This is a genomic window from Methylibium sp. (genome assembly GCF_035762065.1).
GTDB lineage: Bacteria > Pseudomonadota > Gammaproteobacteria > Burkholderiales > Burkholderiaceae_C > Methylibium.
In genome coordinates, this window is the sequence record NZ_DASTPW010000051.1 from 1 (window position 1) to 17,253 (window position 17,253).

Here is a 17,253-nt window from a genome sequence, read left to right on the forward strand (position 1 = left end):
CCTTCAGCCCCATTCAGTGACTCGCTGCGCCAACGGCCAAAGCTAGCGACTGCGATGACGGCCTTGCCCGTTAGGATGAGTATTACTTCTACAGCGCCCCACAGAAGCGCGGCAACAGCTTCACCCATCTTTAGCCCTAACTACTTCTTAGACCAACCGCAAAGCCAGATGCCATGCGGCCTAACGCCGCCTCGGCCGTGCTCGCGCCGCAGCGGGCGCTCAGCGAACGAGGCTCGAGCGCAGGGAAGTCGCTAAACCCCATAGGCCACCTAAAAATCGGCGGATGGACGGCTGACCCCGAGCACCAGCCGATTTGGGTGTGTAGACGTCACGCCCCACCATCCCCCGCCAACTTCCCGCGATTCAACAACTCCTGAATGATCTGGTTGTCCGTCGCCGCCGCGGCAAGGCCAAGGCTTGACCGAATATCCACCCCGCTCAGCACGATCCGCTGATCCTCCGCGCCCGCGGCGTAACTCCCGCCGGCGAAACCGCCGCCGCTGCTGATGCGGATTTCGGTACTGCCGCCGACGACATTGAAGTCGAGGTAGTTCTGCAGGTTGCCCGGGTCGGTGCCGACGTAGTTCGAGCCTTGCAGCAGGTCGCGCAGGTCGAGCCGGTCGCCGCCGGCGGCGACCGGGGCCATGTCGAAGTCGGCGATCGTGTCGACCGCCGGGCCGCCGGCCGCACCGCGGTCGGCGAGGTTCCAGGCGAACACGTCGGCGCCGCCGCCGCCGGCCAGTGCGTCGTTGCCGGCACCGCCGATCACGATGTCTCGGCCCGCGCCGCCGTTGAGCGCGTCGTTGCCGGCGCCGCCGATCAGGCGGTCGTTGCCGGCGTTGCCGGTGAGCGTGTCGGCGCCCAGCCCTCCGGCGATCAGGTCGGCCGAGGCGCCGCCCGTCAGCGTGTCGGCGGCGCTGGTGCCGCCGAGCAGCGAGGTGCCGGTGACGATGTTCAGGTACTGCGTCGTCGTCGCGCGCGTTTCGCCGGCCACGGTGTTGCTGGCGTCGAAGGCGAGGGTGGCGGAGCCGGCGCCGGTGAGCGAAAGGTTGTCGAGCGTCCAGCCGGTGAGGCTCACCGCGGTGTCGGGCCCCGCGGCCGTGACGCTGCGCGTGCCGTCGGTCAGCGTCATGCCGGCCTCCAGGCCGCGCACCGTGAGGCTGGTGAAGTCGCTCGCGGTGAGCGCAATGCGCATCGGGCTGCCGTCGTTGGCAATGGCCGTGTCGTGGTAGCCGGATTCGACGAGCTGGATCGCGCGCACCTGGTCGGCGGTGAGCACGCGGTCGTAGATGCGCAGGTCGTCGAGCTGGCCACGGAAGAAGTCGAGGTCGGGCAGGTCGCCTGCCGCGGCCGTGAGGTCGAAGTTGTTGTTCTGCCCGAAGCCGGCCAGCCGGTTCGGCGCGGCGAGGAAGTTCGGGTCGATCGTGCTGCCGGTGGTTTCCAGCCGGCCGTCGACGTAGACGTTGACGAGGTTGGTCGCCGCGTCCCGCGTGATCGCCACCTGGTGCCACGCGCCGTCGTTGACGCGGGTGCTGCTGAAGACGCCCGGCACGTCGCCGATGCCCAGGCCCACCTGGCCGGAAGCGTTGATCGCGCCCCACTGGATGTCGTTCTGCCCGCCCGCCTGTTCGCTGCCGATGACCGCCGGCGAATCCCAGGTGCTGCTGTTGCCCGCGCCGGTCTGCGTGGTGCGGATCCAGAAGCTCAGCGTCGAGGTGCCCATCAGCGGCTGCGTGGTCGCCGCATCGAGTGCGACGCGGCTGCCCGTGCCGTCGAAATCGAGCGCGCTGCCCGAGGTGCCGGCGTGGCCCGATGTCCACACCGGGCGCACCGCCGACGGCGCGGCGATGGTGTCGTCGAGCGTGCCGGTGCGCGAGTTGTAGGCGTCGCGGGTGGTGGTGCCGGCGGCTTCGTCGAAGGTCCAGCGGCCGATGCCGCGCACCGAAAGCGTCGGCTCGGCGGCGTTGTTGACCGGGGTGACGTTGATGGCGAGCGTCGAGCTCGCGCTGGCCGCGCCGTCGCTGGTGGTGTAGGTCGCCACCGGCACCGGCCCGTTGTAGCCCGCGGCCGGCGTGAAGACGTAGGCGCCCGTGGCGCCGATGTTCAGCGTGCCGACGCCGGCGAGCGCGGCCGTCGCGCCGGCGGCGTAGGTGCTGCCGCCGACGACGAACTGCGTGACCGACAACGAGGCGCTGTCCACGTCGCCGTCGTTCGCGAGCACGTTGCCGGCCAGCGGCGTGTTCTCGAAGGTCGTGCCGGCATCGGGCGCGGCGACCGGCGCGTCGTTCACCGGCGTGATGGTGATCGCGAGCGTCGATGAAGCGGTGAGGGCGCCGTCGCTTGCCAGGTAGCTCGCGGTCGGCACCGGGCCGGCGTAGTTCGGCGCGGGCGTGAAGGTCCAGGCGCCGGTCGAGGCGATGGTCAGCGTGCCGACGCCCGCGAGCGCCGCAGTGCTGCCCGCCGCGTAGGTGGTGCCGGCCACGGTGAACTGGGTGACGCTGAGCGCGTTGCCGTCCGCGTCGCTGTCGTTGGCGAGCACGTTGCCGCTGACCGGCGTGTCTTCGAGCGTCGTCGCGACGTTCGGCGTCGCAACCGGTGCGTCGTTGACCGGCGTCACCGTCACGTCGACCGTCGCGGTCTCGCTCACGCCCCCCGAGGCGACGGTGTAGCTCAAGGAGGCCGGGCCGTTGTAGTTGGCCGCGGGCGTGAAGACAAGCCGGCCGCTCGCGTCGAGCGCGACGCTGCCGTTGGCTACCGCCACCGCCGCGCCGCCGGCCGTGATCGCCGCGCCGTTGACGGCGGTGATCGCGCGGCCGGCGTTCTCGAAGCTGTCGTTGCCGAGGACGCTGATGGCGATCGGCGTGTCCTCGGGCGTCGTCACCGCGTCGCCGGCGATGTCCGCCACCGGCGTCACCGTGAGCGCGACCGTGTCGGTGTCGCTCGTGACGCCATCGCTGGTGGTGAGCGCGAGGCTGGCCGCGCCGTGGTAGTCGGCCGTCGCGGCATAGCTGCTGCCCGCGAGCGCGGCGTTGATCGCCGCCGCGGTGCCGGTGAGCTGCACCGTGCCGCTGCCGTTGCCGGTGACGCCGACGCCGGCCGTCGAGCCCAGCGTGAAGCGGCCGTTGGTGACGGCGACGGTGGCGGTGAGGCTGCCGCCGTCGACGTCGGCGACCGAGAGCGCGTTGCCGTTCGCCGTGCTGAAGACGAGCGGGCTGTCCTCGGCCGTTGTCTGCGCGGGCGGCACGGTGTTCACCGGCGCATCGGCGGCCGGCGTGACCGTGAGGTTGACCGTCGCGGTCGCGGTGCCGCCCGTGCCGTCGCTCACCGTGTAGGTGAACGAGGCCGGGCCGTTGTAGTCGGCCGCGGGCGTGAATACCACGTCGCTGCCGACGAGCGCCACCGTGCCGTTGACGGCGCCTTGCACGCTGGTGATCGCGAGCGGGTTGCCTTCGGCGTCGCGGTCGTTGCCGAGCAGCGCCGCCGACGTGAAGCCGATCGGCGTGTCCTCGGGCGTGGTGCCCGCGTCGTTCGCCGCGACCGGCGCGTCGTTGACCGGCGTCACGTCGATGGTCACCGTGGCGGTCGAGCTCGCGCCCTGGCCGTCGCTGACGGTGTAGGTGAACGAAGCCGGGCCGTTGTAGTCGGCGGCCGGCGTGAAGACGATGTCGCCGCCCACAAGCGCGACCGTGCCATTGACCGCGCCCTGCACGCTGGCGATCACGAGCGGGTTGCCGTCGGCATCGGTGTCGTTGCCCAGCAGCGCGGCCGGCGTGAAGCGGATCGGCGTGTCCTCGGGCGTCGTCGCGGCATCGGGCGCGGCGACCGGCGCGTCGTTCACGCCCCCGATGTCGATGGTGATGCGGTTCGGCGCGGCGTCGAAGGCGCCGGCGCTGTCCTGCACGCTGAAGTCGAAGGCGGCGTAGCCCGAGCCGGCGGCGTCGGGTGCGGGCACGAAGGCGAGACGGCCGGCGGCAAGGTCAGCAAGGTTGACGACCGTGGCCGCCGCGATCGGCTGGCCGTCGAGCAGCAGGCGGCCGGCGGCGGGCAGCACGTCGATGCGTACCGCGGCGAAGCTCTGGCCGGCATCGGCGTCGACGAAGGCGAAATTGGCCGGCGTCAGCACCAGCGGCGTGTCCTCGGTGCCGGCCAGGCGCAGGTCGGCGCTGTCGGGCGGCGTGTTCGGGCCGATGAAGACGGTGACGCTCGCGGTGTCGCTGCCGCCGGCGCCGTCGGCGACCGTGTAGCTCAGCAGCACCGGGCCGGTGACGTTGCTCGCCGGCGTGAAGGCGAGGGTGCCGTCGGGATTGATCGCGACCGTGCCCTGCGCGGGGTTCGCGAGCGTCGCGCTCGTCACGGTGAGCGGCGTGCTGTCCGGGTCGCTGTCGTTCGCGAGCACCGGCACGGTGATCGGGACGTTGATCGGCGTGCTCGCCAGATCGTCGCGCGCGTTCGGCGCGTCGTTGACGCCGGCGAGGCTGATCGTCAGCGTGGCGCTCGAGCTGCCGCCGCGGCCGTCGCTGACCGTGTAGCTGAAGACCTCGGTCGCGCTCGCGCCGGCGGCGAGCGCCTGCGCCGCCGGGCCGGGCGTGTAGCTGTAGCTGCCGTCGGCGGCGAGCACCAGGCTGCCGAAGCTGCCGGCCAGGGCGCTGCCGACGGTGCCCGGCGTGCCGGCGAAGCTCACGCCCGTGACGCCCAGCACGTCGCCGTCGGCGTCGGTGTCGACGCCCGCACCGGCCAGGCCGGTGATGACGTTGCCCGAGGCCACCGCGTCCTCGCCGATGGCCTGTGCGTCGGGGCGGGCGACCGGCGCGTCGTTGGCCGGCGCGACGCTGATCGCCACCGTGGCCGGGGCCGAGACGGCGCCCCGGTCGTCGGTGACGGTGAAGCCGATCGACGTGCTGCCGCTGAAGTCGGCCGCCGGCGTGAAGACGAGGGTGGCGGCCTGCGCCGGCGTCAGCGTCTGGCCTGCGGCGACCGGGGTGCCGTCGGCGAGCGTCAGGCCCGCGCCGGCGGGGATCGTGGTGATCGTGATGCCGGTCACCGTGCCGTCGGGATCGCTGCCGCCGAGGCTCACCGGGATCGCCGCGTCCTCGATGCCGCTCGCGGGCGTGGCCAGCGCCACCGGCGGCTGGTTCGGTATCGGGGCCGGAGCAGGCGCCGGCGCCGGCGCGGGCGCCTGCACGATGCTCGCCGGCGTCGCATCGGTCGGGAATTCGCCGACGCTGGAGCGGCCGGTGGCCAAGCCCGGCACGGCCAGCGCGTCGGAGCCGACCGTCTCGGCGATGCGGCCGACGCGCACCGCCGGCTCCAGTTCGCCGTTGCTGACCTCGCCCGCCGCCGGTACCACGCCCGGGTCGCCGCGTTCGAGGCCGGTGATGATCTGCTCGATGCTGTCGGCCGGCAGCCGCGGGTTGGCGGCGACCAGGGTGTCGCCCTCGGGCTTGCGGATCTCGACGATGCTGTTCTGGCCGGTGAGGATCACGTCGCCGTCGCGGATTTCGTCGCCGACCTGCAGCGGCCGGGTCTTGCCGTTCGGCAGCCTCAGCACGGCGGTGCCCCAGATGTTGGTGACGGTGCCGACTTTGACGGTGGCGACGACAGGCATGACTTCCTCTCTGGCGCGGCGAAGGCCGCATGACGATGGGGCGAAGCGTAGGTGCGGGGCCGCCGCACTACGCAGGAGTTACTTGTCGGGAAACGTGCGCCGCCTCACGGACGGAGGCCGCCTCGGCCACTTTGCGCAGGCGGGCCGTGCGCTTCGTGGCGGGCGTCACGGATCGTCGTGAAGCGCGTTCAACGCTCGCTGAGCGCGTAGGCCTTGCCGCGCAGCACCGGCTTGAGCAGGTAGGACAGCACGGTCTTCTTGCCGGTCAGCACGTCGACCTCGGCAGTCATGCCGGGAATGATCGGCAGCTTCTCGCCGAAGCCGGGCTTCAGCGTGCGCACCCGCACCACGTAATAGGCGTTGCCCTTCTCGTCGACGACGGTGTCGGGGCTGATGTTCTCGACGCTGGCCTCCAGGCCGCCGTAGATCGAGAAGTCGTAGGCGGTGAACTTCACCATCGCCGTCTGTCCAGGGTGGATGAAGCCGATGTCGCGCGGCAGCACGCGGGCTTCGAGCACCAGCGCGTCGTCCAGCGGCACGATCTCGACGATGTCCTTGCCCGGCGACACCACGCCGCCGACCGTGTTCGCCAGCAGCCGCTGCACGCGCCCGCGCACCGGCGACTTCACTTGCGCCTTGTCCACCTTGTCGGCCAGGCCGACGCGGCTTTCGCTGAGCGCGTTCATCTTGCCCATCACGTCGGCCAGCTCCTTGCGGGCCTCGTTGCGGAAGGCGATCTCGGTCTCGGTGATCTTGCGCTGCGCCTCGCCGATCGCGGCGGCCACGCGGGCGATCTGCGCGCCGGTCTGCTCGACGTCGCCGCGCAGCTTGCTCACGTCGCGTTCGAGCCGGAGGATGTCGACCTCGCTGACCGCGCCGGTGGCGAGCAGCGGCTTGGTCTTGGCGAGTTCCTGCTGCGCGAGTTCGAGCGCGTTCTGCGCGGTGCTGCGGCGCGCGCGCGCCTCGTTCATCTCCTGCTCGCGCTGCATCAGCTGCTGGCGGTTGATGGACAGCAACGTCGCCAGCTCCGACTGGCGCGATTCGTAGAGCCGGCGTTCCTCTTCGAGGATGCGGCGCTCCTCGGCGTCGTTGGACTCGGGCGGCTTGAACGCCGCGCCTTCGGCCAGCGCGCGCACCCGCGCCTGGCGCGCTTGCAGCGCGAAGCTCTGCGCCGCGTTCTCGCGCACGCCCGAGGTCGCGCGGGTCTCGTCGATGCGCAGCAGCAGCTGGTTCGCCTCGACCACTTCGCCTTCGCGCACGAGGATCTCGGAGACCACGCCGCCGTCGAGCGACTGGATCACCTGCAACTGCTTCGACGGAATGACCTTGCCGTCGCCGCGCGTGATCTCGTCCACGCGCGCGAGCGCGGCCCAGCCGACCAGCAGCACGACGACGACCACCGCGACGCGCACGATCGTCTGCGCGCGGCGCGTTTTCTGACGGGCGAGCACGGCTTCGGCATCGAAGCGGAAGGCGGCCGGGCCGGAACCGAGGGAAGGGACGGGCTCGACCGCGTCGCCGAACAGGCGGCGCGTGATCGGCTCGAGCGGCTTGCGGATCGCCTCGAGCAAAGCGATCGTCTTGCGGCCGGCGCGCACGAGGAAAGGCTGCTGCCCGCTCATGCCGCCCTCTCCGCCAGGCCGCGACCGGGCGATAGGTTGCGCCGTCGAGGGCTCGGCGGCCTTCGCGCTTCGATCCCCGCTGCGCGGGGCCCCTCTTTCGCGCTCATGCCGCCCTCGCGATCCGGCCCGCCTGCAGGGCCTGCATGATCTGCTCGCGCGGTCCGTCGGCGACGACCTTGCCGCCGTCGATCACGATCACGCGCGTCGCCATCGGCAGCAGCGAGGTGCGGTGCGTGACCAGCACCACCGTCTTGCCGCGGGCGAACTCGCCGAGCTTGTGCGTGACGTGGGCTTCGGTCGAGAAATCCATCGCGCTGGTCGGCTCGTCCAGCAGCAGGATCGGCGCGTTGTGCAGCACCGCGCGCGCGATGCCGACGCTCTGGCGCTGGCCGCCGGAGAGCATCTCGCCGCGCTCGCCCACCGGCATGTCGAAGCCGCGCGGATGGCGGTTGACGAATTCGGCGAGGCCCGCGGTCTCGGCCGCCGCCACGACGCCCGCGTCCTCCGCGTACGGCAGCCCGAAGGCGATGTTCTCGCGCAGCGTGCCGTAGAACAGCGTCACGTCCTGCGAGACGCAGCCGAGGTTGCGGCGCACGTCGGCTGGGTCGAGCTGGCGCATGTCGATGCCGTCGAGCAGCACCGCGCCTTCGGTGGGCGCGTACAGACCGAGCAGCAGCTTCTGGATCGTGCTCTTGCCCGAGCCGACCTTGCCGATCAGCGCGACGCGTTCGCCGGCGGTGATCCTGAAGCTCACGCCTTCGAGCGCGGCGTCGGTCCTGCCGGGGTAGGCGAAGCGCACGTCGCGGAACTCGATCTCGCCGCGGAGTTCGGCGCGGTGCACGAAAGCCGAGCCCTCGGGCCGCTCGACCGGCTGGCTCATGATCTTGTTCAGCGACTCCATCGCCGTCACCGCGCCCTGGTACTGCAGCAGCAGCCCGACGATCTGCCCGGCCGGCGCGAGCGCGCGGCTGGCGAGCATCGTCGCGGCGATCAGCGCGCCCATCGTCAGGCTGCGGTGGCTGATCAGGTACACGCCGACGACGATGAGCGCGATGCTGACGAGCTGGCCGAGCCAGGCGGTCGCGGTCATCGCGCCGGAGGACAGCGCGCGCATCTTGATGTTCACGCCGGCGAGGTAGCCGTTGGCCTGCTCCCAGCGCTGCTGGATCACGCTTTCAGCGCCCTGGCTCTTCACCGTCTCGATCGCGGTGAGACTTTCGATCAGCGTCGCGTTGCGCTGCGCGCCGGCCTGCCAGGTCGCCTGCGAGAGCTCGTGCAGCCGATGCTGCAGCACGTAGCCGACGACGACGATCAGCACGAAGGCCGCCACCACCGGCAGCGCGAGCCAGGGCGAGAGCCACACCAGCACCGCGATGAAGATCAGCGCGAACGGCAGGTCGATCAGCGCGGTGACGGTGCTCGAGGCGATGAAGTCGCGCACCTGCTCGAAGCCGCGCAGGTTCGCCGCGAAGGAGCCGACCGCCTGCGGCCGGTGCGCGAGCTGCATGCCGAGCACGCGCTCCATCAGCGTCGAGGAAATCTGCACGTCGATGCGCGCGCTGGCCTCGTCGACGAAATGGCTGCGCAGGCTGCGCATTGCGAGGTCGGCGCTGATGACGATCAGCACGCCGATCGCCAGCGCCCACAGCGTCTCGACCGCGTGATTGGGCACAACGCGGTCGTAGACGTTCATCGAGAACAGCGGGAAGGCGATCGCGAAGAGGTTGATCAGCAAGGCGGCCCACAGCACGTCGCGGTAGACCTTGCGCTGCGCCAGCACCGCGCTCCAGAACCAGTGGCCGGAAGCGGTGGGCCGAACTTCGGGGGTGCGCTCGTCGAAGCGGAACTTCGGGCGCACGAACAGCGTGACGCCGGCGTAGCGGGCTTCGAGCTCGTCGGCCGCGAAGGCGACGGCGCCTGCGCCGGTTTCGGGCAGCAGCACGTCCCAGCGGCCGTCGGCATGGCGGCCGATCAGCACGCAGGCGCGGTCGTCCTTGAGCAGCGCGATGGCGGGCAGCGTCGCGACGTCGATGCCCTCGAGCGGCAGCCGCTGCAGCCGCGAACTGAGGCCGGCGCGCCGCGCCGCGCGCTCCGCGAGCGGCAAGGTCAGCCGCCCACCGACCAGCGGCAGGCCGGCCGCGAGCGACGCGCGCGAAGCCCCGACGCCATGCAGGCGGCAGACCTCGAGCAGGCTGTCGAGCAGCGGATCGGGATGGATCAGGTCTTCGCGCAGCCGCGTCGTCGTGGCGCCGTGCGAGGCAGGGGAGGCGGAGGCGGAGGCGGAAGACATCGTCAGGCGATATCGGCGGTGTGCACGCCGAATTGAGCACGCCTGCGATCGTCGAAGTACCAACGCAGGGTCTGCGTCACGGTGCGGAAGGCGAGGTCGTCCCAGGCGATCTCGTCCTCGGCGAACAGCCCGACTTCGAGCGATTCCTCGCCGGGGGCGAAATCGACGTCGAGCAGGGCGGCGCGGTAGAACAGGTGCACCTGGCCGACGCGCACGACGCTCAGCACCGAGAACAGGCCCTGCAGCTCGATGCGTGCGCCGGCCTCTTCGAGCGTCTCGCGCTGCGCGCCTTGCTCGAGGGTTTCGCCGAGTTCGAGGAAGCCGGCCGGCAGCGTCCAGTAGCCGCGCCGCGGCTCGATCGCGCGGCGGCACAGCAGCACGCGGCCCTGCCACACGGGGATCGCGCCCACGACGTTCAGCGGGTTCTCGTAGTGGATGGTTCCGCAGGCCGGGCAGACGGCGCGCTCGGCGTTGTCGCCCGCCGGGACGCGGTACTCGACCGCCGCGCCGCAGGCTTTGCAGTGCTGGAAGCTGCGTCCTCGAACCATGGCGCGGCAGTTTAGGCGCGGGCTTTCCGGCAAGGCCCACGACAAGCCCGAGTGGCATGATCGATCGGGCCGATCAGCCTCATCTACCACCCCATGAGCCACGTCTTCCAGCCCGCGCCGATCCCGACCGTGCCCGTCGTCGGCGATGCCCGCCGCTTTCCGGTGCGCCGCATCTACTGCGTCGGCCGCAACTACGTCGACCACGCGATCGAGATGGGAGCGACCGGCCGCGAGGCGCCGTTCTTCTTCATGAAGCCGGCCGACGCGGTGCTGCCTGCCGAGGGCGAGGCTGCCGTGGAGATGCACTACCCGACGTTGACGAAGAGCCTGCATCACGAAGTCGAGCTCGTCTGCGCGATCGGCAAGGGCGGACGCGACATCGCCGCGGCCGATGCGCTCGGGCATGTCTTCGGCTACGCGGTCGGCCTCGACATGACGCGCCGCGACCTGCAGAACGAGATGAAGAAGCAGGGCCGCCCGTGGAGCATCGGCAAGGGCTTCGACGAGTCGGCGCCGATCGGTGCGATCACGCCCGCGGCGCAGGTGCCGGGGATCATGAAGGCGCCAATCGCGCTCGACGTGAACGGCAACGTGCGGCAGCTCAGCCACATCGACAAGCTGATCTGGAGCGTCGCGGAAACCATCGAGCACCTGTCGCGCGCCTGGGCGCTGCAGGCCGGCGACCTGATCTATACCGGCACGCCGGCGGGCGTCGACGCGGTGGTCGCGGGCGACGTGCTGGAAGCGCGCATCGAGGGCTTGAGCCCGCTGCGCGTCAGGATCGTCTAGGGCGGTCGGAAGCCGTGGAGCTCTACAGCTACTTCCGATCGTCGGCGTCGTTCCGCGTGCGCATCGCGCTCGCGCTGAAGGGGCTGGACTACGACTACAGGCCGGTGCACCTGGCCAGGAACGCGCAGCTCGGCGCCGACTTCACCGCCATCACGCCGACGCAGCTGGTGCCGCAGCTGGTCGACGGCGGGCAGGCGATCGGCCAGTCGCTCGCGATCATCGAGTACCTCGACGAGACCCATCCGGAGCCGCCGCTGCTGCCGAAGGAGCCCGTCGGGCGTGCGCGGGTGAGGGGCCTCGCGCTCGACATCGCCTGCGAGATCCACCCGCTCGACAACCTGCGCGTGCTGCGCTATTTGGTGCGCGAGTTGAAGGTGGGCGAAGACGCGAAGAACGCCTGGTACCGGCACTGGGTGGAGCAGGGGCTCGCGGCGGTCGAGGCGAAGCTGGCTTCGTCGCCGCAGACGGGCCGCTGTTGCCACGGCGATGCGCCGACGCTGGCCGACTGCGTGCTCGTGCCGCAGATCTTCAACGCGCAGCGCTTCGACTGCCGGCTCGAACACCTGCCGACGGTGATGCGGGTGTTCGAGCACTGCATGCTGCAGCCGGCGTTCCAGGCCGCGCAGCCCTCGGCCTGCCCGGACTTCGAACCTTGAGCGGCGAGCGCGTCCTGGGCAAGAAAACCCTCTCGGAGGAAACGGCCGGAAGCCATCGGGAGCAGGGGCTTTTCGATGCCGGCTGGTTGCGGCCCGTGTTCACCTCGCCGCGCGTGCGCGCGCTGATGACGACGCGCCAGGGCGGCGTCAGCGCCGCGCCCTACGACACGATGAACCCGCGCCCGGGCATCGGCGACGCGCCGGAGGCCGTTGCCGAGAACCGTGCGCGGCTGCAGCGCGCGCTCGGCCTGCGCAGCGTGCCGCTGAGCCAGGTGCACGGCACGGTGGTGTTCGAGATCGACGCGGCGAGCGCCGCAGCGCCGATGCCCGAGGCCGATGCCAGCGTCTGCGTGTCGCCCGGCTTCGCCTGCGAAGTGCAGGCGGCCGACTGCCTGCCGGTGCTGTTCGCCGACGTGCAAGGCCGCGGCGTGGCGGCCGCGCATGCGGGCTGGCGTGGCCTGGCCGGCGGGGTGATCGAGGCGGCGCTCGCCAAGCTCGTCGAGCGCAGCGGAGCCCGCCCCGAAGACATCGAAGCCTGGCTCGGCCCCTGCATCGGGCCGCGCAGCTTCGAGGTCGGGCCCGACGTGCTCGGGGCCTTCGGCGCCGCGCTCGACGCTCCCGGCGACCGCTTCGTCGCGGGCGCCGTCAGCGGCAAGTGGTTCGCCGACCTGCCCGGCCTCGCGCGCGACCGGCTCGAACGCGCCGGCGTTCGCCGCATCGACGGCGGGCGCTGGTGCACCTTCGAGGATGCCTCACGGTTCTTCTCGTTCCGCCGCGACGGCCGCTGCGGCCGGCTCGCCGCCTGCATCGGCCTCGCGCGCTGACTCGGCCCGCTTGCGCGCGCGCCGGCGCGCCGGCGTGCCCATCAGGTACATCACGATCGCGATCGGCCCCAGGCCGTAGAGCAGCAGCGTGAAGAAGGCGCCGAGCAGCGTGCCCTGCGGCGACATCGCCTCGGCCGCCGCCATCAGCACCGCGACGTAGAGCCAGGCGATCAGCACGATGAGCATCGGCCGCTTGTAATCCCGCAGTGACCGGCGCGGGTCGCGGTCGGATAATTTTTGGCCGCACCGAAGCCGCCCGCAGGCTTCCCAAGGAGACCCGATGAAGCCAAGCGCCAACGCCCTCGGCGCCGACCCCGCTGCGGCCCTGCAGCAGTTCACCCGCATGTGGACCGAGTGGATCAAGGAGCCGCGCGGCGTCGAACTCGCCGCGGCCGGCCTGCCGCAATTGCAGTCGGACTACCTGCGCGAGGCGACCGCGCTGTGGAACCGCCTGGCGCGATGCGGCGATGAAGGGCAAGGCGACGACGGGACGGCCGACCGCCGCCCCGACCGCCGCTTCGCCGGCGCCGACTGGGCCGCGAATCCGGCGGCGGCCTACACCGCCGGCATGTACCTGCTCAACGCGCGCACGCTGATGCAGCTGGCCGACCAGGTGCAAGCCGACGAGAAGACCCGGCAGCGCGTGCGTTTCGCGGTGCAGCAGTGGATCGACGCCGCTTCGCCGTCGAACTACCTGGCGCTGAACCCCGAGGCGCAGCGCAAGGCGCTCGAGAGCAAGGGCGAGAGCATCGCGCTGGGCATGAAGCAGCTGTGGCACGACCTGCAGCAGGGCCACGTCTCGCAGACCGACGAGAGCGTCTTCGAGGTCGGCCGCAACGTCGCGACGACCGAAGGCGCGGTGGTGTTCGAGAACGAGCTGTTCCAGCTCATCCAATACAAGCCGCTGACCGCGAAGGTGCACGAGCGCCCGCTGCTGATCGTGCCGCCTTGCATCAACAAGTTCTACATCCTCGACCTGCAGCCGGAGAACTCGCTGGTGCGGCATGCGCTCATGCAGGGCCAGCAGGTCTTCATGCTGAGCTGGGTCAACGCGACCGAGGCGATCGGCGACAGGACCTGGGACCACTACGTCGAGGATGCGGTGATCCGTGCGATCGACGAAGTGCGCGCGATCAGCCGGCAGGACCGGATCAACACGCTGGGTTTCTGCATCGGCGGAACGCTCCTCGCCACCGCGCTCGCGGTGCTGGCCGCGCGAGGCGAAAAGCCGTCGGCGAGCCTGACGCTGCTCACCAGCTTCCTCGACTTCAGCGACACCGGCGTGCTCGATCTCTTCGTCGACGAGGACATGGTCAAGCTGCGCGAAATGTCGCTCGGCCAGCGCGGCCTGCTCAAGGGCAAGGAACTCGCCACCACCTTCAGCTTCCTGCGGCCGAACGACCTGGTCTGGAACTACGTCGTCGGCAACTACCTCAAGGGCGAGACGCCGCCGCCCTTCGACCTGCTGTACTGGAACAGCGACTCGACCGATCTGCCCGGGCCGATGTACTGCTGGTACCTGCGCCACACCTACCTGGAAGACAACCTCAAGGTGCCGGGCAAGGTCACGGTCTGTGGCGAGAAGCTGGACTTGCGGCAGGTCGATGCGCCCACCTTCATCTATGCCTCGCGCGAGGACCACATCGTCCCGTGGCATAGCGCCTACCTCAGCACGCGCATCCTGCCGGGCAAGAAGCAGTTCGTGCTCGGCGCTTCGGGCCACATCGCCGGCGTGATCAACCCGCCGGAAAAGAAGAAGCGCAGCCACTGGACGAACGCGAAGCTGCCGCCCACCGCGCAAGCCTGGTTCGACGGCGCGACCGAGCACCCCGGCAGCTGGTGGCCGGCGTGGATCGGCTGGCTGGCACCGCACGCCGGCAAGCTGGTGCCGGCGCCGAAGACGCTCGGCGATCGCACGCACAAGCCGAGCGAGCCGGCCCCCGGGCGCTACGTGAAAGCCCGGGCCTGATCCAGGCGCGGGCATGGGGCTGGACCCGAGCTTCGGTCCCACGCTGCGTGGCATGCTCGACCGCACTTCTCGTCTCTCCCGCACCTCATCAAGGAGTCGCTCATGAGCACCGACATCGTCATCGTTGCCGCCACCCGCACCGCCGTCGGCAAGTTCGGCGGCAGCCTCGCCAAGACGCCCGCGCCGGAGCTGGGCGCCGCGGTGATCCAGTCGCTGCTCGGCCGCAGCGGGCTGGCGGCCGAGCAGATCGATCAGGTGATCCTCGGCCAGGTGCTGACCGCCGGCAGCGGCCAGAACCCGGCGCGGCAGGCGACGATCAAGAGCGGCTTGCCGACGAGCGTGCCGGCGATGACGATCAACGTCGTCTGCGGCTCGGGCCTCAAGGCCGTGATGCTCGCGGCCCAGGCCATCCGCGACGGCGACTCCGAGATCGTGATCGCCGGCGGCCAGGAGAACATGAGCCTCGCGCCGCACGCGGTGATGGGCTCGCGCGAAGGCCAGCGCATGGGCGACTGGAAAATGGTCGACACGATGATCACTGACGGCCTGTGGGACGTCTACAACCAGTACCACATGGGCATCACGGCCGAGAACGTCGCCAAGCAGTACGGCATCACACGCGAGCAGCAGGACGCCCTCGCGCTCGCCTCGCAGCAGAAGGCCGCCGCGGCGCAGGACGCCGGGCGCTTCCAGGATGAGATCACGCCGTTCGGCATTCCGCAGAAGAAGGGCGAGCCGATCGTCTTCGCGGCCGACGAATTCATCAACCGCAAGAGCACCGCCGAAGGCCTGGCCGGCCTGCGGCCCGCGTTCGACAAGGCCGGCGGCGTGACCGCGGGCAATGCCTCGGGCATCAACGACGGCGCCGCGGCGGTCATCGTGATGAGCGCGGCGAAGGCCGAAAGCCTGAAGCTCAAGCCGCTGGCGCGCATCGCCTCGTACGCGACCGCGGGGCTCGATCCGAAGATCATGGGCATGGGCCCGGTGCCGGCGAGTCAGCTCGCGCTGAAGCGCGCCGGCTGGAAGGTGGCCGACCTCGACCTGCTCGAGATCAACGAGGCCTTCGCGGCCCAGGCCTGCGCGGTCAACAACGAGATGGGCTGGGACACGAGCAAGGTCAACGTGAACGGCGGCGCAATCGCGATCGGGCACCCGATCGGCGCCTCGGGTTGCCGCATCCTGGTGACGCTGCTGCACGAAATGCGGCGCCGCGCAGCCAAGCGCGGCATCGCCTCGCTGTGCATCGGCGGCGGCATGGGCGTGGCCTTGACGGTCGAGCGTTGAGCGCGGCGCCCCGGCCTCGTGCGAACACGCTTGACCTCGGTCGGCGTGCGCCTCACCCTCGGTCGGCACGACAGTCTCTAGAACATTCACTCCAGGAGAAACAACGATGAGCCAGAAACTCGCTTACGTCACCGGCGGCATGGGGGGCATCGGCACCTCGATCTGCCAGCGGCTGCACCGCGACGGCTTCAAGGTGATCGCCGGCTGCGGCCCGAGCCGCGACTTCGCGAAGTGGCTCGACGAGCAGAAGGCCGCCGGTTTCACCTTCCATGCGTCGGTCGGCAACGTGGCCGACTGGCAGAGCACCGTCGAGGCCTTCAGCAAGGTCACGAGCGAGCACGGCCCGATTGACGTGCTGGTGAACAACGCCGGCATCACCAAGGACCGCATGTTCTTGAAGATGAGCGTCGACGACTGGAAGGCGGTGATCGACACCAACTTGAACAGCCTGTTCAACGTGACCAAGCAGGTCGTGCCGGGCATGGTCGAGAAGGGCTGGGGCCGAATCATCCAGATCTCGTCGGTCAACGGCGAGAAGGGCCAGGCCGGCCAGACCAACTACTCGGCCGCGAAGGCCGGCATGCACGGCTTCACGATGGCGCTGGCGCAGGAACTCGCCGCCAAGGGCGTGACGGTCAACACCGTGAGCCCGGGCTACATCGGCACCGACATGGTCCGCGCGATCAAGCCCGAGGTGTTGGAGAAGATCGTCGCGACGATCCCGGTGCGCCGGCTCGGCACGCCGGAGGACATCGCGTCGATGGTGTCGTGGGTGGCGTCCGAAGAGTCGGGCTTCGCCACCGGCGCCGACTTCTCGGTCAACGGCGGCTTGCACATGGGCTGAACAAGCCGCAGCCAAGTCGGCGGTAGCGGCGGTGGGCCGCCCCGTGGTGTCAGCAGGCGGCGCGCTCCTCGGCCGCCAGCGCTTCGAGCGCCGCGCAGACCTCGGCGAACGATCCGCCGATCGCGGCGCGACGCGGGTCCTTCGGATCGACGCGCATCCAGAACGCCCGGCGCCGCAGCCGCGCCGGCCCCGCGCCTCGCGCGCCGATGCGAGCGGTGAAACCCGGCAGCCGCACCACCGGCCCTGCCGCCGCGCGGCGTGCCTGCCAAAGTCCTACTGCGTTGCCGCAGGCTTGGAGCCACATCAACACCATGTCGAAACTCCTGTCGCGTGTCGACGGCAGGATCGGATTCGAAAGCCGCGCGCGGGATGCGCCGGGGCGCATGCCTACCACCTGCACGCGGCCGATGTCGGTCGTCAGCTTGCGGACGACGCTCCCGAGTGGCCCGACTGGACCGATTGCGCCCGGCGCGGCCCGAGCCCGGCACCGCCAGCATCGAGCACTTGGCCGTAGCGGGCCTTGCGCGCCACCGTGTACTGCCACCATGGCGCAGGCGCGGCGCCGCGCATGAAATCGGTCGCGGCCATCAGGGTGTCGAGCACGCAAGGGTCTTGCCGCGCTCCGCGGTGCTCGCAGACGCGGCGGTAGAGATCGAGCGCATCGCGGCCGAGCAATTGCTGCGGCCGTTCGATGCCGATGCGGCGCAGGTCGTCGGCCATCGCGCTGCCGATGTTGGGGATCTGCTCGAGCACCTCGCAGTCGGCGGCCTGCCCGGCCTTGGCGAGACCGTGCTTGCGCGGCGAACGGATCTTCGGGTTCAT

General features: G+C 70.7%; 13 protein-coding genes. 6 read left to right on the plus strand and 7 right to left on the minus strand.

The window, feature by feature from the left end; translation table 11 throughout:
• Positions 1-328: 328 nt before the first annotated feature.
• From VFR90_RS15860 to VFR90_RS15875, 4 genes are all read right to left on the minus strand, one after another.
• Positions 329-5,605 (minus strand): tandem-95 repeat protein, encoded by a 5,277-nt coding sequence (locus tag VFR90_RS15860; protein WP_326407129.1) that lies wholly within the window; start codon positions 5,603-5,605, stop codon positions 329-331.
• A gap of 188 nt (positions 5,606-5,793) precedes the next feature.
• On the minus strand, positions 5,794-7,227 hold the full coding sequence (locus VFR90_RS15865) for an HlyD family type I secretion periplasmic adaptor subunit (RefSeq protein WP_326407130.1): 1,434 nt from the start codon (positions 7,225-7,227) through the stop codon (positions 5,794-5,796).
• Between the two features lie 103 nt (positions 7,228-7,330).
• Complete coding sequence (locus VFR90_RS15870) at positions 7,331-9,517, minus strand: type I secretion system permease/ATPase (protein WP_326407131.1); 2,187 nt, start codon at positions 9,515-9,517, stop codon at positions 7,331-7,333.
• Positions 9,518-9,519: 2 nt separating this feature from the next.
• Complete coding sequence (locus tag VFR90_RS15875) at positions 9,520-10,065, minus strand: NUDIX hydrolase (RefSeq protein ID WP_326407132.1); 546 nt, start codon at positions 10,063-10,065, stop codon at positions 9,520-9,522.
• A 93-nt stretch (positions 10,066-10,158) separates the two neighbouring features.
• Here VFR90_RS15875 and VFR90_RS15880 point away from each other — a divergent pair, with 93 nt between their 5' ends.
• The 3 genes from VFR90_RS15880 (at position 10,159) to pgeF (ending at position 12,334) form a co-directional block, all read left to right on the plus strand.
• Entirely contained in the window at positions 10,159-10,854 is a 696-nt protein-coding gene (locus VFR90_RS15880) for a fumarylacetoacetate hydrolase family protein (protein WP_326407133.1), read from the plus strand.
• 14 nt (positions 10,855-10,868) lie between these two features.
• The gene (gene maiA, locus VFR90_RS15885) at positions 10,869-11,510 is read left to right on the plus strand and encodes a maleylacetoacetate isomerase (RefSeq protein ID WP_326407134.1); all 642 of its coding nucleotides are present in this window, start codon (positions 10,869-10,871) and stop codon (positions 11,508-11,510) included.
• 125 nt (positions 11,511-11,635) lie between these two features.
• Positions 11,636-12,334 (plus strand): peptidoglycan editing factor PgeF, encoded by a 699-nt coding sequence (gene pgeF / locus VFR90_RS15890; protein ID WP_326407202.1) that lies wholly within the window; start codon positions 11,636-11,638, stop codon positions 12,332-12,334.
• Here pgeF and VFR90_RS15895 read toward each other — a convergent pair.
• A complete protein-coding gene (locus tag VFR90_RS15895; protein ID WP_326407135.1) occupies positions 12,263-12,520 on the minus strand; it encodes a hypothetical protein in 258 nt (85 codons plus the stop codon). The genes pgeF and VFR90_RS15895 overlap by 72 nt on opposite strands.
• 94 nt (positions 12,521-12,614) lie before the next feature.
• Between VFR90_RS15895 and VFR90_RS15900 the strand changes: the two genes are divergently transcribed.
• The 3 genes from VFR90_RS15900 (at position 12,615) to phbB (ending at position 16,431) form a co-directional block, all read left to right on the plus strand.
• Positions 12,615-14,303, plus strand: coding sequence for a PHA/PHB synthase family protein (locus VFR90_RS15900; protein ID WP_326407136.1), 1,689 nt, complete (start codon positions 12,615-12,617; stop codon positions 14,301-14,303).
• A gap of 102 nt (positions 14,304-14,405) precedes the next feature.
• Positions 14,406-15,587, plus strand: a complete 1,182-nt coding sequence (locus VFR90_RS15905; protein WP_326407137.1) for an acetyl-CoA C-acetyltransferase — start codon at positions 14,406-14,408, stop codon at positions 15,585-15,587.
• Positions 15,588-15,693: 106 nt separating this feature from the next.
• A complete protein-coding gene (gene phbB / locus VFR90_RS15910) occupies positions 15,694-16,431 on the plus strand; it encodes an acetoacetyl-CoA reductase (RefSeq protein WP_326407138.1) in 738 nt (245 codons plus the stop codon).
• A gap of 49 nt (positions 16,432-16,480) precedes the next feature.
• Here phbB and VFR90_RS15915 read toward each other — a convergent pair whose 3' ends face one another.
• Both VFR90_RS15915 and VFR90_RS15920 read right to left on the minus strand, forming a co-directional pair.
• Positions 16,481-16,744 (minus strand): hypothetical protein, encoded by a 264-nt coding sequence (locus VFR90_RS15915; protein WP_326407139.1) that lies wholly within the window; start codon positions 16,742-16,744, stop codon positions 16,481-16,483.
• 104 nt (positions 16,745-16,848) lie between these two features.
• Positions 16,849-17,253, minus strand: coding sequence for a helix-hairpin-helix domain-containing protein (locus VFR90_RS15920; RefSeq protein WP_326407141.1), 405 nt, complete (start codon positions 17,251-17,253; stop codon positions 16,849-16,851).

Excerpts from the sequence above, each read along its gene's own strand:
- VFR90_RS15870 (WP_326407131.1), bottom strand. The coding sequence starts at position 9,517 with ATGTCTTCCGCCTCCGCCTCCGCCTCCCCTGCCTCGCACGGCGCCACG.
- VFR90_RS15880 (WP_326407133.1), top strand. The coding sequence starts at position 10,159 with ATGAGCCACGTCTTCCAGCCCGCGCCGATCCCGACCGTGCCCGTCGTC.
- VFR90_RS15900 (WP_326407136.1), top strand. The coding sequence starts at position 12,615 with ATGAAGCCAAGCGCCAACGCCCTCGGCGCCGACCCCGCTGCGGCCCTG.
- VFR90_RS15895 (WP_326407135.1), bottom strand. The coding sequence starts at position 12,520 with ATGCTCATCGTGCTGATCGCCTGGCTCTACGTCGCGGTGCTGATGGCG.
- VFR90_RS15915 (WP_326407139.1), bottom strand. The coding sequence starts at position 16,744 with ATGGTGTTGATGTGGCTCCAAGCCTGCGGCAACGCAGTAGGACTTTGG.
- VFR90_RS15865 (WP_326407130.1), bottom strand. The coding sequence starts at position 7,227 with ATGAGCGGGCAGCAGCCTTTCCTCGTGCGCGCCGGCCGCAAGACGATC.
- VFR90_RS15860 (WP_326407129.1), bottom strand. The coding sequence starts at position 5,605 with ATGCCTGTCGTCGCCACCGTCAAAGTCGGCACCGTCACCAACATCTGG.
- VFR90_RS15920 (WP_326407141.1), bottom strand. The coding sequence starts at position 17,253 with ATGAACCCGAAGATCCGTTCGCCGCGCAAGCACGGTCTCGCCAAGGCC.
- VFR90_RS15875 (WP_326407132.1), bottom strand. The coding sequence starts at position 10,065 with ATGGTTCGAGGACGCAGCTTCCAGCACTGCAAAGCCTGCGGCGCGGCG.
- phbB (WP_326407138.1), top strand. The coding sequence starts at position 15,694 with ATGAGCCAGAAACTCGCTTACGTCACCGGCGGCATGGGGGGCATCGGC.
- pgeF (WP_326407202.1), top strand. The coding sequence starts at position 11,636 with ATGACGACGCGCCAGGGCGGCGTCAGCGCCGCGCCCTACGACACGATG.
- VFR90_RS15905 (WP_326407137.1), top strand. The coding sequence starts at position 14,406 with ATGAGCACCGACATCGTCATCGTTGCCGCCACCCGCACCGCCGTCGGC.